The sequence below is a fragment of the Cellulomonas sp. Y8 genome, from assembly GCF_008033115.1.
GTDB lineage: Bacteria > Actinomycetota > Actinomycetes > Actinomycetales > Cellulomonadaceae > Cellulomonas.
Window position 1 is genome coordinate 490,199 of sequence record NZ_CP041203.1, and the last position, 18,010, is coordinate 508,208.

At 75.4% G+C, this 18,010-nt stretch carries 16 protein-coding genes and 1 pseudogene; 2 read left to right on the top strand and 15 right to left on the bottom strand.

The genetic code is table 11. The annotated features are described in order from the left end of the window. Positions 1-15: 15 nt before the first annotated feature. From FKM96_RS02215 to FKM96_RS02230, 4 genes are all read right to left on the bottom strand, one after another. On the bottom strand, positions 16-924 hold the full coding sequence (locus FKM96_RS02215; protein ID WP_246855157.1) for a DUF4081 domain-containing GNAT family N-acetyltransferase: 909 nt from the start codon (positions 922-924) through the stop codon (positions 16-18). A 5-nt stretch (positions 925-929) separates the two neighbouring features. Next, a complete protein-coding gene (gene ispG / locus FKM96_RS02220) occupies positions 930-2,066 on the bottom strand; it encodes a flavodoxin-dependent (E)-4-hydroxy-3-methylbut-2-enyl-diphosphate synthase (RefSeq protein WP_210417417.1) in 1,137 nt (378 codons plus the stop codon). Between the two features lie 83 nt (positions 2,067-2,149). After that, positions 2,150-3,466 (bottom strand): RIP metalloprotease, encoded by a 1,317-nt coding sequence (locus FKM96_RS02225; protein WP_147793857.1) that lies wholly within the window; start codon positions 3,464-3,466, stop codon positions 2,150-2,152. Between the two features lie 14 nt (positions 3,467-3,480). Beyond that, positions 3,481-4,725, bottom strand: a complete 1,245-nt coding sequence (locus tag FKM96_RS02230; protein ID WP_147793858.1) for a diguanylate cyclase — start codon at positions 4,723-4,725, stop codon at positions 3,481-3,483. A 188-nt stretch (positions 4,726-4,913) separates the two neighbouring features. Between FKM96_RS02230 and FKM96_RS02235 the strand changes: the two genes are divergently transcribed. Next, positions 4,914-6,353: an FAD-binding oxidoreductase gene (locus tag FKM96_RS02235; protein WP_147793859.1), complete on the top strand. Its 1,440-nt coding sequence runs from the start codon at positions 4,914-4,916 to the stop codon at positions 6,351-6,353. A gap of 123 nt (positions 6,354-6,476) precedes the next feature. On the opposite strand, the gene dxr is transcribed toward FKM96_RS02235, so the two are convergent. The 8 genes from dxr to rpsB form a co-directional block, all read right to left on the bottom strand. After that, positions 6,477-7,661 carry a 1-deoxy-D-xylulose-5-phosphate reductoisomerase gene (gene dxr, locus FKM96_RS02240; protein ID WP_147793860.1) on the bottom strand — a complete coding sequence of 395 codons (1,185 nt, stop codon included), beginning with the start codon at positions 7,659-7,661 and terminating at the stop codon, positions 6,477-6,479. Positions 7,662-7,686: 25 nt separating this feature from the next. After that, a complete protein-coding gene (locus FKM96_RS02245; RefSeq protein ID WP_147793861.1) occupies positions 7,687-8,244 on the bottom strand; it encodes a DivIVA domain-containing protein in 558 nt (185 codons plus the stop codon). Next, positions 8,244-9,368: a 23S rRNA (adenine(2503)-C(2))-methyltransferase RlmN gene (rlmN, locus tag FKM96_RS02250; protein WP_147793862.1), complete on the bottom strand. Its 1,125-nt coding sequence runs from the start codon at positions 9,366-9,368 to the stop codon at positions 8,244-8,246. The genes FKM96_RS02245 and rlmN overlap by 1 nt, the downstream gene beginning before the upstream one ends. An 86-nt stretch (positions 9,369-9,454) precedes the next feature. Next, positions 9,455-9,982: a phosphatidate cytidylyltransferase gene (locus tag FKM96_RS22050; protein WP_371300473.1), complete on the bottom strand. Its 528-nt coding sequence runs from the start codon at positions 9,980-9,982 to the stop codon at positions 9,455-9,457. 328 nt (positions 9,983-10,310) lie between these two features. Then, positions 10,311-10,868 carry a ribosome recycling factor gene (gene frr / locus FKM96_RS02260; protein ID WP_147793863.1) on the bottom strand — a complete coding sequence of 186 codons (558 nt, stop codon included), beginning with the start codon at positions 10,866-10,868 and terminating at the stop codon, positions 10,311-10,313. Positions 10,869-10,934: 66 nt separating this feature from the next. Beyond that, a complete protein-coding gene (gene pyrH / locus FKM96_RS02265) occupies positions 10,935-11,654 on the bottom strand; it encodes a UMP kinase (protein WP_147793864.1) in 720 nt (239 codons plus the stop codon). A 91-nt stretch (positions 11,655-11,745) separates the two neighbouring features. Continuing rightward, entirely contained in the window at positions 11,746-12,591 is an 846-nt protein-coding gene (gene tsf, locus FKM96_RS02270; RefSeq protein ID WP_147793865.1) for a translation elongation factor Ts, read from the bottom strand. 43 nt (positions 12,592-12,634) lie between these two features. Further along, positions 12,635-13,588, bottom strand: coding sequence for a 30S ribosomal protein S2 (gene rpsB, locus FKM96_RS02275; protein WP_147793866.1), 954 nt, complete (start codon positions 13,586-13,588; stop codon positions 12,635-12,637). Between the two features lie 565 nt (positions 13,589-14,153). On the opposite strand from rpsB, the pseudogene FKM96_RS21225 reads away from it, so the two are divergent. Then, a pseudogene (locus FKM96_RS21225) lies at positions 14,154-14,393 on the top strand (peptidoglycan DD-metalloendopeptidase family protein); the annotation flags it as partial. A 166-nt stretch (positions 14,394-14,559) separates the two neighbouring features. Here FKM96_RS21225 and whiG read toward each other — a convergent pair. From whiG to dprA, 3 genes are all read right to left on the bottom strand, one after another. Next, positions 14,560-15,588 (bottom strand): RNA polymerase sigma factor WhiG, encoded by a 1,029-nt coding sequence (whiG, locus tag FKM96_RS02285; protein ID WP_147793867.1) that lies wholly within the window; start codon positions 15,586-15,588, stop codon positions 14,560-14,562. A 20-nt stretch (positions 15,589-15,608) separates the two neighbouring features. Further along, a complete protein-coding gene (locus FKM96_RS02290) occupies positions 15,609-16,496 on the bottom strand; it encodes a tyrosine recombinase XerC (protein WP_246855158.1) in 888 nt (295 codons plus the stop codon). 471 nt (positions 16,497-16,967) lie between these two features. Beyond that, a complete protein-coding gene (dprA, locus tag FKM96_RS02295) occupies positions 16,968-17,924 on the bottom strand; it encodes a DNA-processing protein DprA (RefSeq protein ID WP_371300474.1) in 957 nt (318 codons plus the stop codon). Positions 17,925-18,010: the final 86 nt, after the last annotated feature.

Sequence of the window (18,010 nt, forward strand, 5' to 3'; positions counted from 1 at the left end):
CGCCGGGCCGGGCGCCTAGAACAGCACCGTCGCGTACGTGCCCACGCGGCGGAAGCCCACCGCGCGGTACGCCGCGAGCGCCCGCTCGTTGTAGTGGTTCGCGTACAGGGACACGGTCGGCGCGACGTCCCGCCGGGTCGCGGCCACCACCGCCGCCATCCCGGCCTCGGACAGCCGCTCGCCGCGCCGCGTGGGCTCGACCCAGACGCCCTGCACCTGGGCCACCCCGCCGGCGACGGCGCCCAGCTCGGCCTTGAACACCACCTGCGGCGCCCCGTCCTCGCCGGGGTCGATCCGGACGAACGACCGGCCCTCGCGCACGAGCGAGCGCACCCGGGCCTCGTACGCCCCGCCGGTGCCGCCGATCGGCGAGTAGCCGACCTCCTCGGTGAACATCCGCACGCAGGCCGGCAGGACCAGGTCGTACTCCTCCGGCGCCGAGCGCCGCACCGCCGGGTCGGGTGCGACCACCGGGTCGCCGTCGATCACCATCGACGGCTGCTCCGCGCGGACCTCCCGGACCACGCCCCACGCGGGCGCCAGCCGCTCCCAGAGCGGCAGCACCGCCTCGGCGTCGCCGACCACGGACGAGCACCGCCGCCCCTGGGCCCGGCCCATCGCCGCGAACGCGTCGAGCGCCGCCCCGCGCACCGCGGCGTCCGGGACGACGGGCACCAGGTTGGCGCCGGCCCAGGCGAGCGCGACCAGCGCGCCGTCGACCTCGTACCCCCACAGCTGCCCGCCGGAGCGGCGCAGCCCGACGACCGCCGCCTGCTCGAGCCGGGTGGTCGCGAGCACCGCCGCCACCGGGTCCTGCGCGCACAGCGCGAGGGCGCGCGGCAGGTCCGCGTCGGCCAGCACCCGCGCACCGTCGGTGCCCGCCGGCGGCCGCCCCGCCGCCAGGTCCTCCCAGAGCCCCCGCACCGGCGTCAGCCCACCGTCACCACGGGGCCGCCGGGACCGTCGCCGGCCGGCTCCATGCCCTCGGCGATCCGCATCGCCTCGTCGATGAGCGTCTCGACGATGGCCGACTCGGGGACCGTGCGCACGACCTCGCCGCGCACGAAGATCTGCCCCTTGCCGTTGCCCGACGCCACGCCGAGGTCCGCCTCGCGCGCCTCGCCGGGGCCGTTCACCACGCAGCCCATCACGGCGACCCGCAGCGGCACCTCGAGGCCCTCCAGCCCGGCGGTGACCCGCTCGGCCAGCGTGTACACGTCGACCTGAGCGCGCCCGCACGACGGGCAGGACACGATCTCGAGCTTGCGCGGCCGGAGGTTCAGCGACTGCAGGATCTGGATCCCGACCTTGACCTCCTCGACCGGAGGCGCCGAGAGCGACACCCGGATCGTGTCGCCGATGCCCTTGCTCAGCAGCGCGCCGAACGCGGTCGCCGACTTGATCGTGCCCTGGAATGCCGGCCCGGCCTCGGTCACGCCGAGGTGCAGCGGCCAGTCGCCGCGTTCGGACAGCAGCTCGTAGGCGCGCACCATCACGACCGGGTCGTTGTGCTTCACCGAGATCTTGAAGTCGTGGAAGTCGTGCTCCTCGAACAGCGACGCCTCCCACACGGCCGACTCGACCAGCGCCTCCGGGGTGGCCTTCCCGTGCTTCGCGAGCAGCCGCGGGTCGAGCGAGCCGGCGTTCACGCCGATCCGCAGCGACACCCCGGCGTCCTGCGCGGCGCGGGCGATCTCCTTGACCTGGTCGTCGAACTTCCGGATGTTGCCCGGGTTCACCCGCACCGCGGCGCAGCCGGCGTCGATCGCGGCGAACACGTAGCGCGGCTGGAAGTGGATGTCCGCGACCACGGGGATCTGCGACTTGCGCGCGATGGCCGGCAGCGCGTCCGCGTCGTCCTGGGTCGGCACCGCCACGCGGACGATGTCGCAGCCCGCCGCGGTCAGCTCGGCGATCTGCTGCAGGGTCGCGTTCACGTCGGAGGTCAGGGTCGTCGTCATCGACTGCACGCTGACCGGGGCGTCGCCCCCGACCTCGACCTTGCCCACGCGGATCTTCCGGGTCGGGCGGCGCGGGGCCAGCACCGGCGGAGGAGCCTCCGGCATGCCCAGGCTGATGGGGGTGCTCACGGGGCCATCATCGCACCGCGGGGCCGCAGCGCGCCCGAGCAGGGCCGGCCGGTCACCGGTCAGCCGAACGTGATCGGCGCGACGATGTCCGCGTAGGCCAGGAGCAGGCCCATCCCGCCGAGGACGACGAACACCGCGAGCGCCACGGGCTGCAGCCGGGCGGCGTCCGCGGGGCGGGGGCGGGGCAGCTTCCGCAGGCGGGCGACCTGGCGCTTGAGGCCCTCCCAGAGCGCCGCCGCGACATGGCCGCCGTCGAGCGGGACCAGCGGGATGAGGTTGAACACGAACAGCGCGATGTTGAGCGAGGCGAGCAGGCTGAGCATCCCGGACACCCGCTCCGCCACCCCGACGCCCGTCGCGTCCGACGAGGCCACCTCGCCGGCCAGCCGCGCCACGCCGACCGGGCCGAGCACGCCCTCGGAGCTCCGCTCCCCGTTCCCGAACGCGCTCTCCGCGATGCCCACCAGGTTCGCCGGCAGCGTGACGACGGCCCGCATCGTCTGCCACCCGGCGTCGCCGGTCAGCTCGACCACCTCGGACACCGGCTGACGCTGCAGCTCCGTCCCGGGGCTCACCCCGAGGAACCCGACCGGGCGCGTCACCGGGTCGCCGTCGTCGTCGAGGACCGCCTGCCCCGAGTCGTCCGTGACCGGGCGCTCGGCGACCACTGGGGTCACCGTCAGCTCGACGCGCTCGCCCTCGCGCTCGACGACGACCGGCACCGCCTGGTCGCCCGAGCCGCGGATCAGCCCGCTGAGCTGGTCCCAGGACGTGATCGCCACGCCGTCGTACGACACCACGGTGTCACCGGGCTGCAGGCCGGCCTCCGCGCCGGGGGCGGCCGGGTCGTCGGCCGAGCACTCCGTCGCGGTCGACCCCGCCGGGAGCACGCACTGGCTCACCGAGGACAGCGTCGTGCTCGCGCCCTGCACACCGATGCCGACCAGCACGACCGCCAGCAGCACCACGGCGATGATCAGGTTCATCACCGGCCCGCCGAGCATGACCACGAGCTTCTTCGGCGTCGACAGCCGGTAGAACGCCCGGTGGTCCTCGCCCGGACGGATCTCCTCCGCGCTGGCCTCGCGGGCGTCGGCGGCGATCCGGCTGAAGAAGCCGCGCACCGGCGGGTTCCCCACCGCGTCGGGCGTCGGGTACATGCCGATCAGCCGGACGTAGCCGCCGAGCGGGATGGCCTTGACGCCGTACTCCGTCTCGCCCTTCGTCCGGGACCACAGGGTCGGGCCGAAGCCGACCATGTACTGGCTCACGCGCACGCCGAACTTCTTGGCCGGCACCATGTGCCCGACCTCGTGCAGCGCGATGGACACGAGGATGCCCACCACGAGCACCACGACGCCGATCGCGTAGGCCATGCGGGGGTCTCCGTTCAGTGCGGCGACCCGCCGAGCGGGTCGGCTCGGCGGGGGTGGGACGACCCCCCATCCTGCCCCGGATTCCTGGGGGCGGGCTGGACGTCGGCCGTGCCGTGGCCCGCGTCGTGGTCTGGGTCGCCGTCGACGACCACCCGGTCCCGGCCCGCGCGCTTCGCCCGGTACATCAGCGCGTCCACGCGGCCGAGAGCGGCGGCCGGCTCCTCGCCCGCCCGCAGCGCGGCGACCCCGAGGCTCGCCGTCACGTCCACCGGCGCCTGCCCCCGCACCGCGCCCGGGACCGCCGCACGCAGCCGCTCGGCCAGCGCCCGCGCGTCGTCGGCCCCCGTCCCGGGAGCGACCACGAGGAACTCCTCGCCGCCCAGCCGGGCGACCAGGTCCCCGGACCGCACGTGCTGCTCCAGCGCCCGCGCCACCGCCACCAGCACCCGGTCGCCGACGGCGTGGCCGTGCACGTCGTTCACCGCCTTGAACCGGTCCAGGTCCAGGTAGACCAGCGCCACGTCCAGCCCCGACCCGACGACCCGCGCCTGGTACGCCAGCTCGTCCTCGAGCCGACGGCGGTTCGCCGCGCCGGTCAGCGGGTCGCGGTAGGCCATCTCCCGCATGGACGCCGCCTCCGCGCTGGCGTGCTCGGCGACCTGGAACGCCCGGGCGGCGTGCTCCTTCGTGCGGGACAGCACCCAGACCATCGCCGCCAGCACGGCCAGGTACACCGCGTACCGCGCCAGGTCGACCGCGTGCCCGCGCGCGTCGCCGTCGGACGGGCCGAGCGCGAGAGCGACCCAGCCGACCGCCAGCGTGGCGAGCACCACCGCGGCCGCGTGCAGCGCCGCGAACCGGGTGGGGAACACCAGGTAGCCGATCACCACGAACAGCGCGAGGCCCATGAACGTCGTCGGGAACAGCGCATCCCAGCCCCCGCCCCCGGCCGAGCCCAGCCGGCTGCCCATCGTCACGAGCCACAGCGCGTCCAGCCCGAGCAGCACGACCCGCGACACCGGCACCGTGGCCGCGGGGCGCCGCAGCACCAGCCAGGCGAACAGCAGCACGACGACCAGCAGCACCGGCGACGCGGCCCGCAGCAGCGCGTCGTCCCAGCGCAGCACCGCCACCGCGACCACCGACACCGCACCGAACAGCAGGCAGACCAGCAGCACCCGCCGGATGAGACCCAGCGTCGGGTCGCCGGACCGCCGGGCGACCGGCAGGTCCCGCGGCGGCGGTGCGGGTGCGGACATCGCTCCTCGTTCCGGGCGGCCCGGTGCTGCCGGGGAGGGACTCGTCGTGGCACGGTACCCCGCAGGTCGCGGGCCGGAGGGGCGCAGGGGCCCGGTCACCCGCCGGATCACCCGTCCGGCGACCGCCTTGCGCCGCCCGGGGCGAACCGTGACGATCGGTCCGACGGCCGACGACCCCGGGAGGTGGCGTGGAGGACGTGCATGAGGTGGGGCCCGGCCACGACGGCTCCGCGCTCGTCCTGCGGTGGAGCACCGGGGGCGACCCGTCGGCACGGTCCCTGTGGTTCGACCAGGCCGAGGCCGTGGACCCCCGCCCGCCCCGCGAGCCGCTCGACGGGGACACCAGCGCCGACGTCGTCGTCGTGGGCGCGGGGCTCACCGGGCTGTGGACCGCGTACTACCTCCTCGAGGCGGACCCTGCCCTCGACGTCCTCGTGGTCGAGCGGGACGTCGCCGGCGCCGGGACCAGCGGGCGGACCGGCGGCTGGTACGGCGCCGGACCCGCGTCCGCCGCCTCCCGGGTCGCCGCCGCGCACGGACCCGAGGCGGCACGCAGCGCGCGTGCCGCCCTGCGCGACGCCGTCGTCGAGGTGGGCGGCGTCGCGGCGGCCGAGCAGATCGACGCCGACGTGGCGGTCGGCGGCCTGCTCACCGTCGCGCGCACGCCCGCGCAGCTGGCGCGGCTCACCGTCGACGCCGGGACCGCCCGGGCCTGGGGCGACGAGGTGGAGGCGCTCGGGCCGGACGACGTGGCCCGCCTCGTGCGGGCACCCGGGGCGCTCGGCGGCACCCTCGCGCCCGACGTGGGCCGGCTGCAGCCCGCGGCGCTCGTCCGGGGGCTCGTCGACGTGCTGACCGCGCACGGCGCCCGCGTCGCCGAGGGCACCCGGGCGCTGCGGCTCTCCCCCGGCGCCGTCGTCACGGACCAGGGCACGGTGCGCGCACCCCTCGCGTTCGTCCGGGCCACCGGCGGCGGGGCCCCGGCGGGCGCCCGGCACGCCGTCGCCACCGCGCCGCTGGTCGAGGAGGTCTGGACGGCGCTGGGCCTGCGGCGCGGCGTCGTGCTCGCCGACGCCGGGCACCGGCCCGTCCGGGCCCTGCGCACCGCCGACGACCGGCTCGTGCTCAGCCTGCGGAGCGCGCGCACCCCCGCCGCCCCGTCCGGCAAGGACCTCGCCGCCGTGCTGCGCCTGCAGCGGTCGCTGGCCGGGCTGCTGCCCCTCGGCGCCGAGGCGCGGACCACCCACGCGTGGGGCGTCGCGCTCGCCGGCGGGCCGCTGCCGGCGCTCGGGTTCGACGCGGACGCCGGGATCGCGTGGGCGGACGGCGGCGGGGACGACGGCGTCGCGGCGGGGAACCTCGCGGGGCGGACGCTGGCGGAGCTGCTGACCGGGGGCGACGGGGCGCTGACGCGGCTGCCGTGGGTGGTGCGCGGGCCGGCGGGCCGAGGGGCGGCGGGCCGCGGGTCGGCGCGCCGCGGGTCGCGCGGCCTGGACGGCGCGGCCGCGCGGCGGCTCACGGACCGGGTCGCGGCGACGCTCCGGGACGGCGCGGCAGCCCTGGCCGACCGGGAGGAGCGCGCCACGGGCCGCCCGAGCCGGCTCACCGGTCTCGCGGGCGAGGGCTGACCCGGCACGCGCGACCCGGCGACCCCGCCGAGGTCGGTGCCTCCGCCCGAGATCGGTGCGTGGAACCGCCGTTCTCGACGCGAACCACCGTTCTCGACGACCCGGCGGCCCCGCCGCTCCGGGTCAGGCCGCCGCGACCCGCTCCCGGGCGCGGGCGCGGGCCCAGTCCTCCGCCGCCTGCACGTCCGCGACGTCGCGCACCGGGCCGCCGTCGTGCGCGGCCAGCACCTCCTCGACGGTCTGCACGATGCCGAGGAACCCGAGCCGCCCGGCGAGGAACGCCGCGACGGCCTCCTCGTTGGCCGCGTTGTACACCGCCGGGTGCGTGGCCGACGCGGCGACCGCGGCCCGGGCGAGCGCCACGGCACCGAACGTGTCCTCGTCCAGCGGCTCGAACTCCCACCGGCCGGACCGCGTCCAGTCGACCGGAGCCGCGGCGTCCGGCAGCCGGTCCGGCCAGGACAGCCCGAGGGCGATCGGCAGCCGCATGTCCGGCGGGGACGCCTGCGCGATCGTCGAGCCGTCGGCGAACTCGACCATCGAGTGCACGACGGACTGCGGGTGGACGACCACCTGGATGTCGGCCACCGGCACGTCGAAGAGCAGGTGCGCCTCGATGAGCTCGAGCCCCTTGTTGACCAGGGTGGCCGAGTTGATCGTCACGACCGGCCCCATGGACCACGTGGGGTGCGCGAGCGCCTGCTCGGGGGTCACGTCGGCGAGCTCGGCCCGGGTGCGGCCGCGGAACGGGCCGCCGGACGCGGTGAGCACCAGCCGACGGACCTCGGACCGCCGCCCGCCGCGCAGGCACTGCGCGATCGCCGAGTGCTCCGAGTCGACGGGGACCACCTGCCCGGGGCGCTGGACCGCCGCCCGCACGAGCGGCCCGCCGGCCACGAGCGACTCCTTGTTCGCGAGGGCCAGCACGCTGCCGGAGCCGAGCGCGGCGAGGGTGGGCCCGAGCCCGACGGAACCGGTGATGCCGTTGAGCACGACGTCGGCGCCGCGGGCGGCGAGCTGGGACGCCGCGTCCGGTCCGGTCAGCACCTCGACGCCGACCTGGCGGAGCCCCGCCTCGGCGGAGGCCCGCACGACCTCGGCGAACACCGTCCCGGCGGCGTCCGGGTCGGCGACGGCGACGGTCTGCGCGCCGAGCGCCACGGCCTGCCGCGCCAGCGCGACGGGGTCCGAGCCCCCGGCGCTGATCCCGGTGACCCGGAACCGCTCCGGGTCCCGCGTGATGACGTCGGCGGCCTGGGTGCCGATCGATCCGGTGGAGCCGAGCAGGACGACGGTGCGCGCGTTCATCCGCCCCATCCTGCCCGAGCGGGACTCACTCCGCGGCGAGCAGCACGTCCACGGCGCGCTCGAGGAACGCGTCGACCGGGCCCTCGGCGTACGCGCGGGCGCCCTTGCGGCGGGTGAACACCGCGGAGCGCACCTCCTGCGCGGTCAGCGGCGCGTTGGTGTCGAAGTACGCGACGAGGCGGTCGCACAGCGCGTCCACCTCGGCGGCGTCGTACCCGGGCTGGCGGCCCTTCGGGTGCCCGAACCGCTCGCCCTCCGGGCGGGTCAGCCGGCCGTACAGCGAGCGCGCCTGCTCGGCGAGCGTCTCCATCCACGCCTGGCGCCCGCGGTCGGCGATGAAGTCGGCGCGGGACCGCGCGACGAACGCCGCCTCGAGCCGGTCGAGCGCGGCGTCGACGGCGGTGGTGGAGTAGCCGTGCCGGACGAGGTCGAACGCGACGGTCCGCACGTCCCGGCTGGACAGCGCGCCGGCGGGGCCCTGCTCGTAGACCGTCCGGGCGTGGGTGAAGAAGTCGTCGACCTCCTCGGGGTGGTACCCCGTCCGCATCCCGGTGACCCGCCGGAACATGGCGCCGCCGCTCATCAGTCCTCCTCAGCCGCCAGCTGGCCGCACGCACCGTCGATGTCGGACCCACGGGTGTCCCGGACGGTGGTCGGGATGCCGTGTGCGCGCAAGCGTGCCACGAACTCCTGCTCGACCGCGGGATCGCTCGCCGTCCACTTCGAACCGGGCGTCGGGTTCAGCGGGATGGGGTTGCAGTGCACCCAGCCGCGGCCGCGCCGGTTGAGCTCGGTGCCCAGCAGGTCGGCGCGCCACGCCTGGTCGTTGATGTCGCGCATGAGCGCGTACTCGATGGACACCCGCCGGCCGGTCGCCTGGAAGTACTCGTAGGCGGCGTCGATCGTCTCCGCGACGCTCCACCGGGTGTTGATCGGCACGAGCTCGTTGCGCAGCTCGTCGTCCGGGGCGTGCAGCGACAGCGCGAGCGTCACCGGGATGCCCTCCTTCGCGAGCTTGCGCATCGCGGGCACCAGGCCGACGGTCGAGACGGTGATGTTGCGGGCGGACATGCCCAGGCCGTCCGGGACCGGGGCGATCATCCGCCGCACCGTCTCCATGACGGTCTTGTAGTTCGCGAGCGGCTCGCCCATGCCCATGAAGACGACGTTCGACAGCCGGGTCGGACCGCCGGGGACCTCACCGGCCTCCAGCGCGGCGGCCGCGGCGCGCACCTGCTCGACGACCTCCGCCGTCGACAGGTTGCGGGTCAGCCCGAGCTGGCCGGTGGCGCAGAACGGGCAGGCCATGCCGCAGCCCGCCTGGCTGGACACGCAGAGCGTCGACCGGTGCGCGTACCGCATGAGCACGGACTCGACCTTGGCGCCGTCGAACAGGTGCCACAGGGTCTTGACCGTGGTGCCGCCGTCGGCCTGCATGGTCCGCGCGGCGGTCAGCAGCTGCGGGAACAGGGCCTCGACCAGCTTGTCGCGGCTCGCGGCCGGCAGGTCGGTCATCGCGGCGGGGTCGACCGTCAGGTGGCTGAAGTAGTGCGTCGCGAGCTGCTTCGCGCGCAGCGGCTTCTCGCCGAGGGCCGTGACGGCCTCGACGCGCTCGGCGGGCGTGAGGTCGACGAAGTGCTTCGGCGGCTTGCCGCGGGCCCCGCGGGTCGGGGCCGACAGGTTGAGTGCGACGGGCGTGGCGCTCACGCGGTCCTCCTCGGGGGTGTCGTGGTCAGGGTGTCGGGTGGTGCTGGGTGCGGGCTGGGAGCCGGTCGGGTCCCGGCCGTGCGGCGTCAGGCGCCGGCGACGGGCTGGAGCGCCTCGAGCAGCAGGTAGACCACCGGGGCGGCCAGCAGCATCGAGTCGATCCGGTCCAGGATGCCGCCGTGCCCCGGCAGCAGGGTGCCCATGTCCTTGAGCTCGAGGTCGCGCTTGATGAGCGACTCCCCCAGGTCGCCCAGCGTCGCGACCACGACCGTGGCCACGCCCAGCAGCGCGCCCACGGCGGGGTCCCCGTCGAACATGAGGTGCACGCCCAGGACGCCGACCACCGAGGCCAGCACGACCGAGCCGAGCAGGCCCTCCCAGGTCTTCTTCGGGCTGACCGACGGCGCCAGCGGGTGCCGGCCGATCAGCACGCCGACGACGTAGCCGCCGGTGTCGTTCGCGACGCAGAGCAGGATGAACAGCGCCACCCGCATCGCGCCGTCCTCGGCCGCCAGCATCAGCATGACGAAGCCGGCCATGAGCGGCAGGTACGCCGCCGCGAACACGCCCGACGTCGCGTCCCGCACCGCCCGCGGGCCGCTGCCGTCCAGCACCCGCCAGAACGATGCCGCCGACGGTCAGCACGAACGCGACGAACAGGGCCTCCATCCCCGCGACGTACGCGGAGACGAGGATGCCGACGTCTCCGACGAGCAGCGGCAGCACGGGGATGTGCACGCCGCGCCGGGCGAACGCCTGCGCGAGCTCCCAGAGGCCCGCGCCCACCGCGGCGACCGCGATGAGCCCGAACGCCTCGCGGCGGATGAACAGCGACGCCGCGACGAGGACCAGCAACCCGAGGCCGACGGCGACGGGCGACGGGCAGGTCGCGCCCGGCACGCGAGGTGCCGGGCGCCGGGGCGACGGCGGGCTGGGACGACATCAGACCTCGAGCAGCTCGCTCTCCTTGGAGGAGAGGAGCTGGTCGACCAGGTCGACGTGCCGCTTGGTGACGGCCTCCAGCTCCTTCTCCGCGCGCACGACCTCGTCCTCGCCGGCCTCGCCGTCCTTGACCAGGCGGTCCAGCTCGTCCTTGGCGCGGCGGCGGATGTTGCGCAGGGAGATGCGCGCGTCCTCGGCCTTGGTCTTGGCGAGCTTGACGAACTCCTTGCGGCGCTCGGTGGTCAGGGCCGGCAGGGTCACCCGGATGACGTTGCCGTCGTTCGTCGGGTTCACGCCCAGGTCCGAGTCGCGCAGCGCCTTCTCGATCCCCTGCATCGACGACTTGTCGAACGGGGAGATGAGGATCGTGCGCGCCTCGGTGACGTTGAACGACGCCAGCTGCTGCAGCGGCGTGGGGCTGCCGTAGTAGTCGACCGTGATCTTGTTGAACATCGCCGCGTTGGCACGACCCGTGCGGATCGCGGCGAAGTCCTCCTTGGCGACCTCGACGGCCTTGTCCATCTTCTCCTCGGCCTCGAGGAGGATCTCGTCGATCACGGTTGCTCCTTCAGTCATGGTCGTGCTGGTGGCGTGCTGCCGGTCGGGGCGCCGGCGACGACGCGGTCAGTCCTCGGTGACCAGCGTCCCGATCTTCTCACCCCGGAGCACCCGGGTGACGTTGCCCGGCTCCTCCAGCCCGAAGACCCGCATGCGCACGCCGTTGTCGCGGCACATCGACAGCGCGGTCGAGTCCATGACGCCGAGCTCCTGCACGATCGCCTCGGTGTACGTCAGGTGGTCGAGCTTCGTGGCCGTGGGGTCCGTGCGCGGGTCCGCGGTGTAGACGCCGTCGACGCCGTTCTTGCCCATCAGCACCTCGTCGCAGTGCGTCTCGAGGGCGCGCTGCACGCAGACGGTGTCGGTCGAGAAGTACGGCATGCCGGCGCCGGCGCCGAAGATCACGACCCGGCCCTTCTCCATGTGCCGGATGGCGCGCAGCGGGATGTACGGCTCGGCGACCTGGCCCATCGTGATGGCGGTCTGCACGCGCGTGTCCACGCCGGCCTGCTCCAGGAAGTCCTGCAGCGCCAGGCAGTTCATGACCGTGCCCAGCATGCCCATGTAGTCCGCACGGGCCCGGTCCAGGCCGTTCTGGGCCAGCTCGGCCCCGCGGAAGAAGTTGCCGCCGCCGCACACGATGGCGACCTGCACGCCGTCGGCGACCGCGGCCGCGATCTCGGCGGCCACGCGGCGCACCACGCCCGCGTCGAGGCCGATCGACCCGCCCCCGAACGCCTCGCCCGACAGCTTCAGCAGCACCCGCCGCGGATCGGTCTCGGTCATGGGGTACCTCCAGGGTGTCGGCGGGGTGCTGCGGGGATCTCGCGCCGGTGGCCCCGGCCCATCAGGGCCGGGGCCACCGGGTGTGGCGTCGTCAGGCGCCGACGCGGAACCGCACGAAGCCGGTCACCGTGCCGCCGACCTCGGCGAGCACCTGGGCGATCGACTTCTTCGAGTCCTTCGCGAACGGCTGGTCCAGGAGGACGACGTCCTTGAAGTAGCCGGTCAGGCGGCCCTCGACGATCTTCGGCAGCGCGGCCTCGGGCTTGCCCTCGTTGCGGGCGGTCTCCTCGGCGATGCGGCGCTCGTTCTCGACCGTCTCGGCCGGGACCTCGTCGCGGGTCAGGTAGGACGGCGAGAACGCGGCGATGTGCGTCGCGATGTCGCGGGCCACCTCGGCGCCCTTGGCGTCGGTCGCGACGAGCACGCCGACCTGCGGGGGGAGGTCCTTGTTCACCTTGTGCAGGTAGACCGAGACCTTCTCGCCGGCGACGCGGGCGACGCGGCGCACGACGACCTTCTCGCCGAGCACGGCGGCCGTCTCGTCGACGACCTCCTGCAGCGACTTGCCGTCGACGTCGGCCGAGAGCAGCGCGTCGGCGTCGCGGGCGCCGGAGGCGACCGCCGTGGCGAGCACCTTCTCCGACAGGGTGATGAACGTGGCGTTCTTGGCGACGAAGTCCGTCTCCGAGTTCACCTCGACGATCACGCCGACCTCGTCCTCGCCGTCGCCGGCGGTGACGACCTCGGCCGCGACCAGGCCGTCGGAGGCCGAACGGCCCTCACGCTTGGAGACGCCCTTCAGGCCCTTGACGCGGATGATCTCGAGCGCCTTGTCGGCGTCGCCCTCCGCCTCCTCGAGCGCCTTCTTGACGTCCATCATGCCCGCGCCGGTCTTCTCGCGGAGCGCCTTGATGTCGGCCATGGAGTAGTTGGCCATCTGTTCCGTCCTTCTCGTCAGTACGTGCGATCGGCGGACCGGGTCACTTGGACTCGGCGTCGCCCTCGGACTCGGCGGCGGCGGTCTCCGTGGCGGCGGCCTCGGCAGCGGCCTCGACGGCCGGAGCGGCGTCCTGACCCGGGGTGGCAGCGCCCTCGGCCGGGGTGGCCTCGCCCGCGGGGGCCTCGTCGGCGGTCGCCTGCGTGGCGGCCAGCGACTCCTCGGCACCGGCCAGGAGCTCGCGCTCCCACTCGGCCAGCGGCTCGGACTCGGCCGACGCGGCCTCGGCGCCACCCTGGCGGCCCGAGTGGCGCTGCAGCGTGCCCTCGGCGGCCGCGTCCGCGATCACGCGGGTCAGCAGCTGCACGGCGCGGATCGCGTCGTCGTTGCCCGGGATCGGGTAGTCGACGACGTCCGGGTCGCAGTTGGTGTCGAGGATCGCGACGATCGGGATGCCGAGCTTGCGCGCCTCGTCGACGGCCAGGTGCTCCTTGTTGGTGTCGACGATCCAGACCGCGGACGGGGTCCGGGTCATGTCGCGGATGCCGCCCAGCGTCTTCGCGAGCTTGTCCTTCTCGCGACGCATGATGAGGAGCTCCTTCTTCGTGTACGCGCTCCCCGCGACGTCGTCGAAGTCGATGAGCTCGAGCTCCTTGAGGCGCTGCAGGCGCTTGTTCACCGTCTGGAAGTTGGTGAGCATGCCGCCCAGCCAGCGCTGGTTGACGTAGGGCATCCCGACGCGGGCGGCCTGCTCGGCCACCGGCTCCTTGGCCTGCTTCTTCGTGCCGACGAACAGGATGGTGCCGCCGTGGGCGACCGTCTCCTTGACGAAGTCGTACGCGCGGTCGATGTAGGACAGCGACTGCTGCAGGTCGACGATGTAGATGCCGTTGCGCTCGGTGAAGATGAAGCGCTTCATCTTGGGGTTCCAGCGGCGGGTCTGGTGCCCGAAGTGGACACCGCTCTCGAGCAGCTGGCGCATGGTCACGACGGCCATGGTGGTCCTTCCGCGCGCCCGCGTCGGGGGCGCGCACAGTGATCGCGGGCCCGCCTCGGCGCACCCGCTCGTCCGGTTGTCGGCGCCTCCCGAGCGGGAAGCACCCCTGGCGCCACGCCCTTGCCGACACCGGGCCCCTCGGGGACCCGGACCGCTGCCGGCGCCGGCCCTCCGCACGCACCTGTCCCGCCGGGGCGGTGGGGTGTGAGCGTCGGTGATGACGCGCGATGTCGACCGGCACGTACCGGTCGCAGGAAGGAGTCTACCGGACGGGCACCAGGGCCCGGACCGGCGCAGGCCCGCGACGGCGTGACGTGCGCGACGCGGCGCGACGCGGGTGCCGAGTCCTCCACAGGGTCCACGGTCGCGTCGCGTCCCCAGGGCGGTCGCGGCCGGCCTGCGCGTGGGCCGCGGTCCCTGGACGCTCGGACCGTGCCCGCCGTCCCGCTCCCCCGCCGCGTCGTCGCCGCCGTCGTGCTGCTCGCCCTCGTCGCCGTGCCGCTGCCGCTCGCCCACGCCGCGCTCGGGCCGGGGCGGCCGCGGGCGGTCGGTGCGACGCACGCCGATGCGTGGCGGGCTCCGGTCGACCCGGGTCGTCGTCGTCGAGCCGTTCGACGGCCCGGCGGTGCCGTGGGCTCCGGGTCACCGCGGCGTCGACCTCGACGCACCCGTCGGGACGCCCGTGCTGGCGCCGCGCGCCGGGGTGGTGGCGTTCGCCGGGGTGGTGGTCGACCGGCCCGTGCTGACCGTCCGGCACGACGACGGTCTGCGGAGCTCCGTCGAGCCGGTCGCCGCGACCGTCGCCGCGGGCGACCGGGTCGCGGCGGGGTCGGTGATCGGCACCGTCACCGCCGACCGCAGCCACTGCGAGCCGAACCTGCCTGCACTGGGGCGTGCGCGACGGCGACGTCTACCTCGACCCGATGCTGCTGCTCCGGGGCGGGCCGGTCGTCCTGCTCGCCCGCGGCGGGTCAGCCGCGGTCGGCCTCCGTCAGCCGCGCGCGCAGGCGCAGCATGGCGGCGGTGTGCATCTGCGAGATGCGCGACTCCGTCACCCCGAGGACGCGGCCGATCTCGGCGAGCGTCATGCCCTCGTAGTAGTAGAGGACCAGCACGAGCTTCTCCCGCTCGCCGAGCTGGTCGATCGCCCGGGCCAGCAGGAACTTCGTCTCCTGGGCCTCGAAGGAGTTCTCGGGGTCCGGCGTGCGGTCGTCGCCGAGGGTGTCGAGCAGCGACAGCCGGTCGCCGCGGTCCTCCCCCGCGCCTAGCAGCTCGTCCAGCGCCGCGACGTTCACGGTCGACAGCTGCGTGAACAGCGCCCGGAGCTCGCGGATGTCCATCTGCAGCCGCGCGGCCACCTCGGACTCGGTCGGGACCCGGTGCAGGCTGCTCTCGAGCTCGGCGTACGCGCGGTCCACCGCGCGGGCCTTGGTCCGCACCGAGCGCGGGATCCAGTCCATCGCGCGGAGCTCGTCGATGATCGCGCCGCGGATGCGGGCGCTCGCGTAGGTCTCGAACTTGACCGACCGGCCGGGCTCGTACTTCTCGATCGCGTCGATCAGGCCGAACATGCCGTAGGACACCAGGTCGGCCTGCTCGACCATCGCCGGCAGGCGCATGCCCACGCGACCGGCCACGGCGGTGACCAGCGGGGCGTAGTGCAGGATCAGCCGCTCGCGGACCAGGCGGTCTCCGCCCGCCTTGAACAGCTGCCAGTCCAGGGCGACCGGGTCGGCCGCCGCGCCCGCGAGCGCCTCGAGGTCGTCCAGCTCCGGGTCGTCGACCGCGGTGAGCGTGACGACGGCTTCGAGGTCGACGTCCTCGAGCGCGGCCTCCGCGACCTCGGCGGCCACGGCGACCACACCGGCGGCGTCCAGCTCGAGCTCGTCGGTGTCCAGCGACTGCTGCCGCGGGATCACCCCGAGGGGCGCGGACGGCGCACCGGGCGCACGGCGCGACGAGGCAGCCAGCGGGACGGTGTCCTCAGCCGGAACTGACATGGGCCTCTCCATCTCGGACGTCATGCGCGGGGGTGAGCCTGCTCGAAGGACGCGCGGAGGCGGTCCGCGGTCACGTGGGTGTAGCGCTGGGTGGTGGCGAGGCTCGCGTGCCCCAGCACCTCCTGCACGCTGCGGAGGTCGGAGCCGCCCTCCAGCAGGTGCGTCGCGGCCGAGTGCCGGAGCGCGTGGGGGGCCACGTCGCTCACCCCGGCGGCGGCCGACACGTCGTGCACCGCCCGGCGCAGCTGGCGCTGGTCCGCCCGGGCGCCGCGGCGGCCGAGCAGGAGCGCCGGGCCGGAGGTCTCCGTGGCGAGCGCCGGCCGGCCGCGGGCCAGCCAGGCCTCGACCGCCTCGACCGCCAGCTCCCCGACCGGGACGACTCGCTGCTTGTCGCCCTTGCCGGTGAGGCGCATCGTGCGCGTCGCCAGGTCCAGGTCGTCGACGTCCGCGCCGCACAGCTCGCCGACGCGCGCGCCGGTCGCGTACAGCAGCTCGAGCGCCGCCCAGTCCCGCAGGTGCACCGGGTCGCCGTCGTCCGCGCGCACCCGGGCGGTGTCGAGCAGCGCGGCGGCCGCGCCCTGGTCGAGCACGGTCGGCAGGTGCGACGCCGGGCGGGCGCTCGCCAGACGCAGCGCCGGGTCCTGCGCGACGCGGGCGGTCCGCGCCGCCCAGGCGTAGAACGTGCGGGCGGCGGCGCCGCGCCGGGCGAGCGTGGCGCGGCTGCGCTCGGCGGTCGCCATCGAGGCGAGCCAGCCGCGCAGGACCGTGAGGTCGACGGCGAGCAGGTCGGCCACGCCGTGGCGCCGCGCGTACCCCGCGAGGTGCTCCAGGTCGCCGAGGTAGGCCCGCACGGTGTTCTCGGAGAGGCCGCGCTGGGTGCGCAGGTGGAGCGCGAACGCGTCGGTCACCGGGGATGTCCCCCGGCCCGGTCCCGCTGCAGCCCCCGTGTGCACGGCACTACGGTCACCTGTCACACCTCCGGGCGACAAGCGGTCTGTGGCGCGTTTCACCCACCCCTGTACGAATCACGGTCAAATGTCCGATTCCACGACGCAATTTCCTACCGTTCGGCAGCGGTTCCGCGGCGTTCGCGTCCACCTGTCGGACACCTCGGGGCGGCGCTGGATGTGCGCCGGGCGGGTGAATGCGTTTTCCCACGCGCGAAATCGCCGGAGCGCAGCCGCGGCCCGCTGACGAGGGGCCGCACGGGTGAACCGCGGCCGCCCCGAAGGCCTCCGCCCGCAGAACGCGTGCGTCACCGACCGAATGTGTGGTTTTACCTCCCGGTCGTGCCCGCGCGGCTCAGCGCGTCGGTTCGAGCACCACCGCTCCGTGCCGCGGCCGCACGGCACACCGACACGGCGCCGCCCCACGGCGGGTCACCACCCCGGCGCCACCGCCCCGCCACCTCGCGGCGGCTCACCACCCCGACGCCACCGCCCCGCCACCGGGGTCGCGTCCCCCGCGAGCTCGAGCAGGCCGAGCGCCGCGACCACCTCGCCCTCGCCGAGGCCGGAACGCCGGGCGACCTCCGCCACGGTGCGGGCCCGCCGGCGGTCGAGCGCGTCGAGGGTGCGGGCCGCGGGGCTGTCCGACCGGTCGGCGGGACCCGGCGGCCGACCCGCGCCCGAGGGTTCCAGCACCGACCCCGACCCCGACGCCGCGCGGCCGTCCGCCTCGCCGCCCGCGTCCGGCGGGTCGAGCAGCTCGACGACCTCCGCCGCGTCGGTCACGCACACGGCCGCTCCGTCCCGCAGCAGCCGGTGGCACCCGGCGGACGCGACGGACGTGACGGGGCCGGGCACGGCGCCGACGGGACGCAGCAGCTCGCCCGCGCGCGCGGCGGTGCTCAGCGCCCCGCTGCGCCACGCGGCCTCGACGACCACGGTCGCCCTCGCGAGCCCCGCGATGACGCGGTTGCGCTGGAGGAACCGGGCGCGGCTCGGCGGCGTGCCGGGCGGGCTCTCGGCGACGAGGGCGCCCCCGGCGTCGACGATCCGCTCCAGGACGGCGAGGTTGCCCGCCGGCGACGGGCGGTCGATGCCGCCCGCGAGTAGCGCGACCGTCTGCCCGCCCACCGCCAGGGCGCCGCGGTGGGCGGCGACGTCGACGCCGAACGCCCCGCCCGAGACCACGGTGACGCCCCGGTCGGCCAGCCCGGCACCGAGGTCGCCCGCGACGCGCTCGCCGTAGGCCGTGGCCGCCCGGGCCCCGACGACCGCCGCCGACCGCGCCGCCGCGCCCGCGAGGTCCGGGTCGCCGCGGACCCAGAGGCAGAGCGGCGCGGCAGGCCCGAGGTCGTCGAGCGCGCGCGGCCAGGCCGGATCGCCCGGCACCAGGAGGATGCCGCCCCGCGCCGCGAGGTCGTCCAGCGCAGGTCGAGGGTCGAGGTCCGCCAGCCGCAGCCCAGCGGGGCACCGCC

Bases quoted from the DNA above. Each gene is read 5' to 3' on its own strand.
- FKM96_RS02230 (WP_147793858.1), bottom strand. From the start codon at position 4,725: ATGTCCGCACCCGCACCGCCGCCGCGGGACCTGCCGGTCGCCCGGCGG.
- FKM96_RS02225 (WP_147793857.1), bottom strand. From the start codon at position 3,466: ATGGCCTACGCGATCGGCGTCGTGGTGCTCGTGGTGGGCATCCTCGTG.
- dxr (WP_147793860.1), bottom strand. From the start codon at position 7,661: ATGAACGCGCGCACCGTCGTCCTGCTCGGCTCCACCGGATCGATCGGC.
- whiG (WP_147793867.1), bottom strand. From the start codon at position 15,588: ATGTCAGTTCCGGCTGAGGACACCGTCCCGCTGGCTGCCTCGTCGCGC.
- pyrH (WP_147793864.1), bottom strand. From the start codon at position 11,654: ATGACCGAGACCGATCCGCGGCGGGTGCTGCTGAAGCTGTCGGGCGAG.
- tsf (WP_147793865.1), bottom strand. From the start codon at position 12,591: ATGGCCAACTACTCCATGGCCGACATCAAGGCGCTCCGCGAGAAGACC.
- rpsB (WP_147793866.1), bottom strand. From the start codon at position 13,588: ATGGCCGTCGTGACCATGCGCCAGCTGCTCGAGAGCGGTGTCCACTTC.
- FKM96_RS02245 (WP_147793861.1), bottom strand. From the start codon at position 8,244: ATGAGCGGCGGCGCCATGTTCCGGCGGGTCACCGGGATGCGGACGGGG.
- ispG (WP_210417417.1), bottom strand. From the start codon at position 2,066: ATGCCGGAGGCTCCTCCGCCGGTGCTGGCCCCGCGCCGCCCGACCCGG.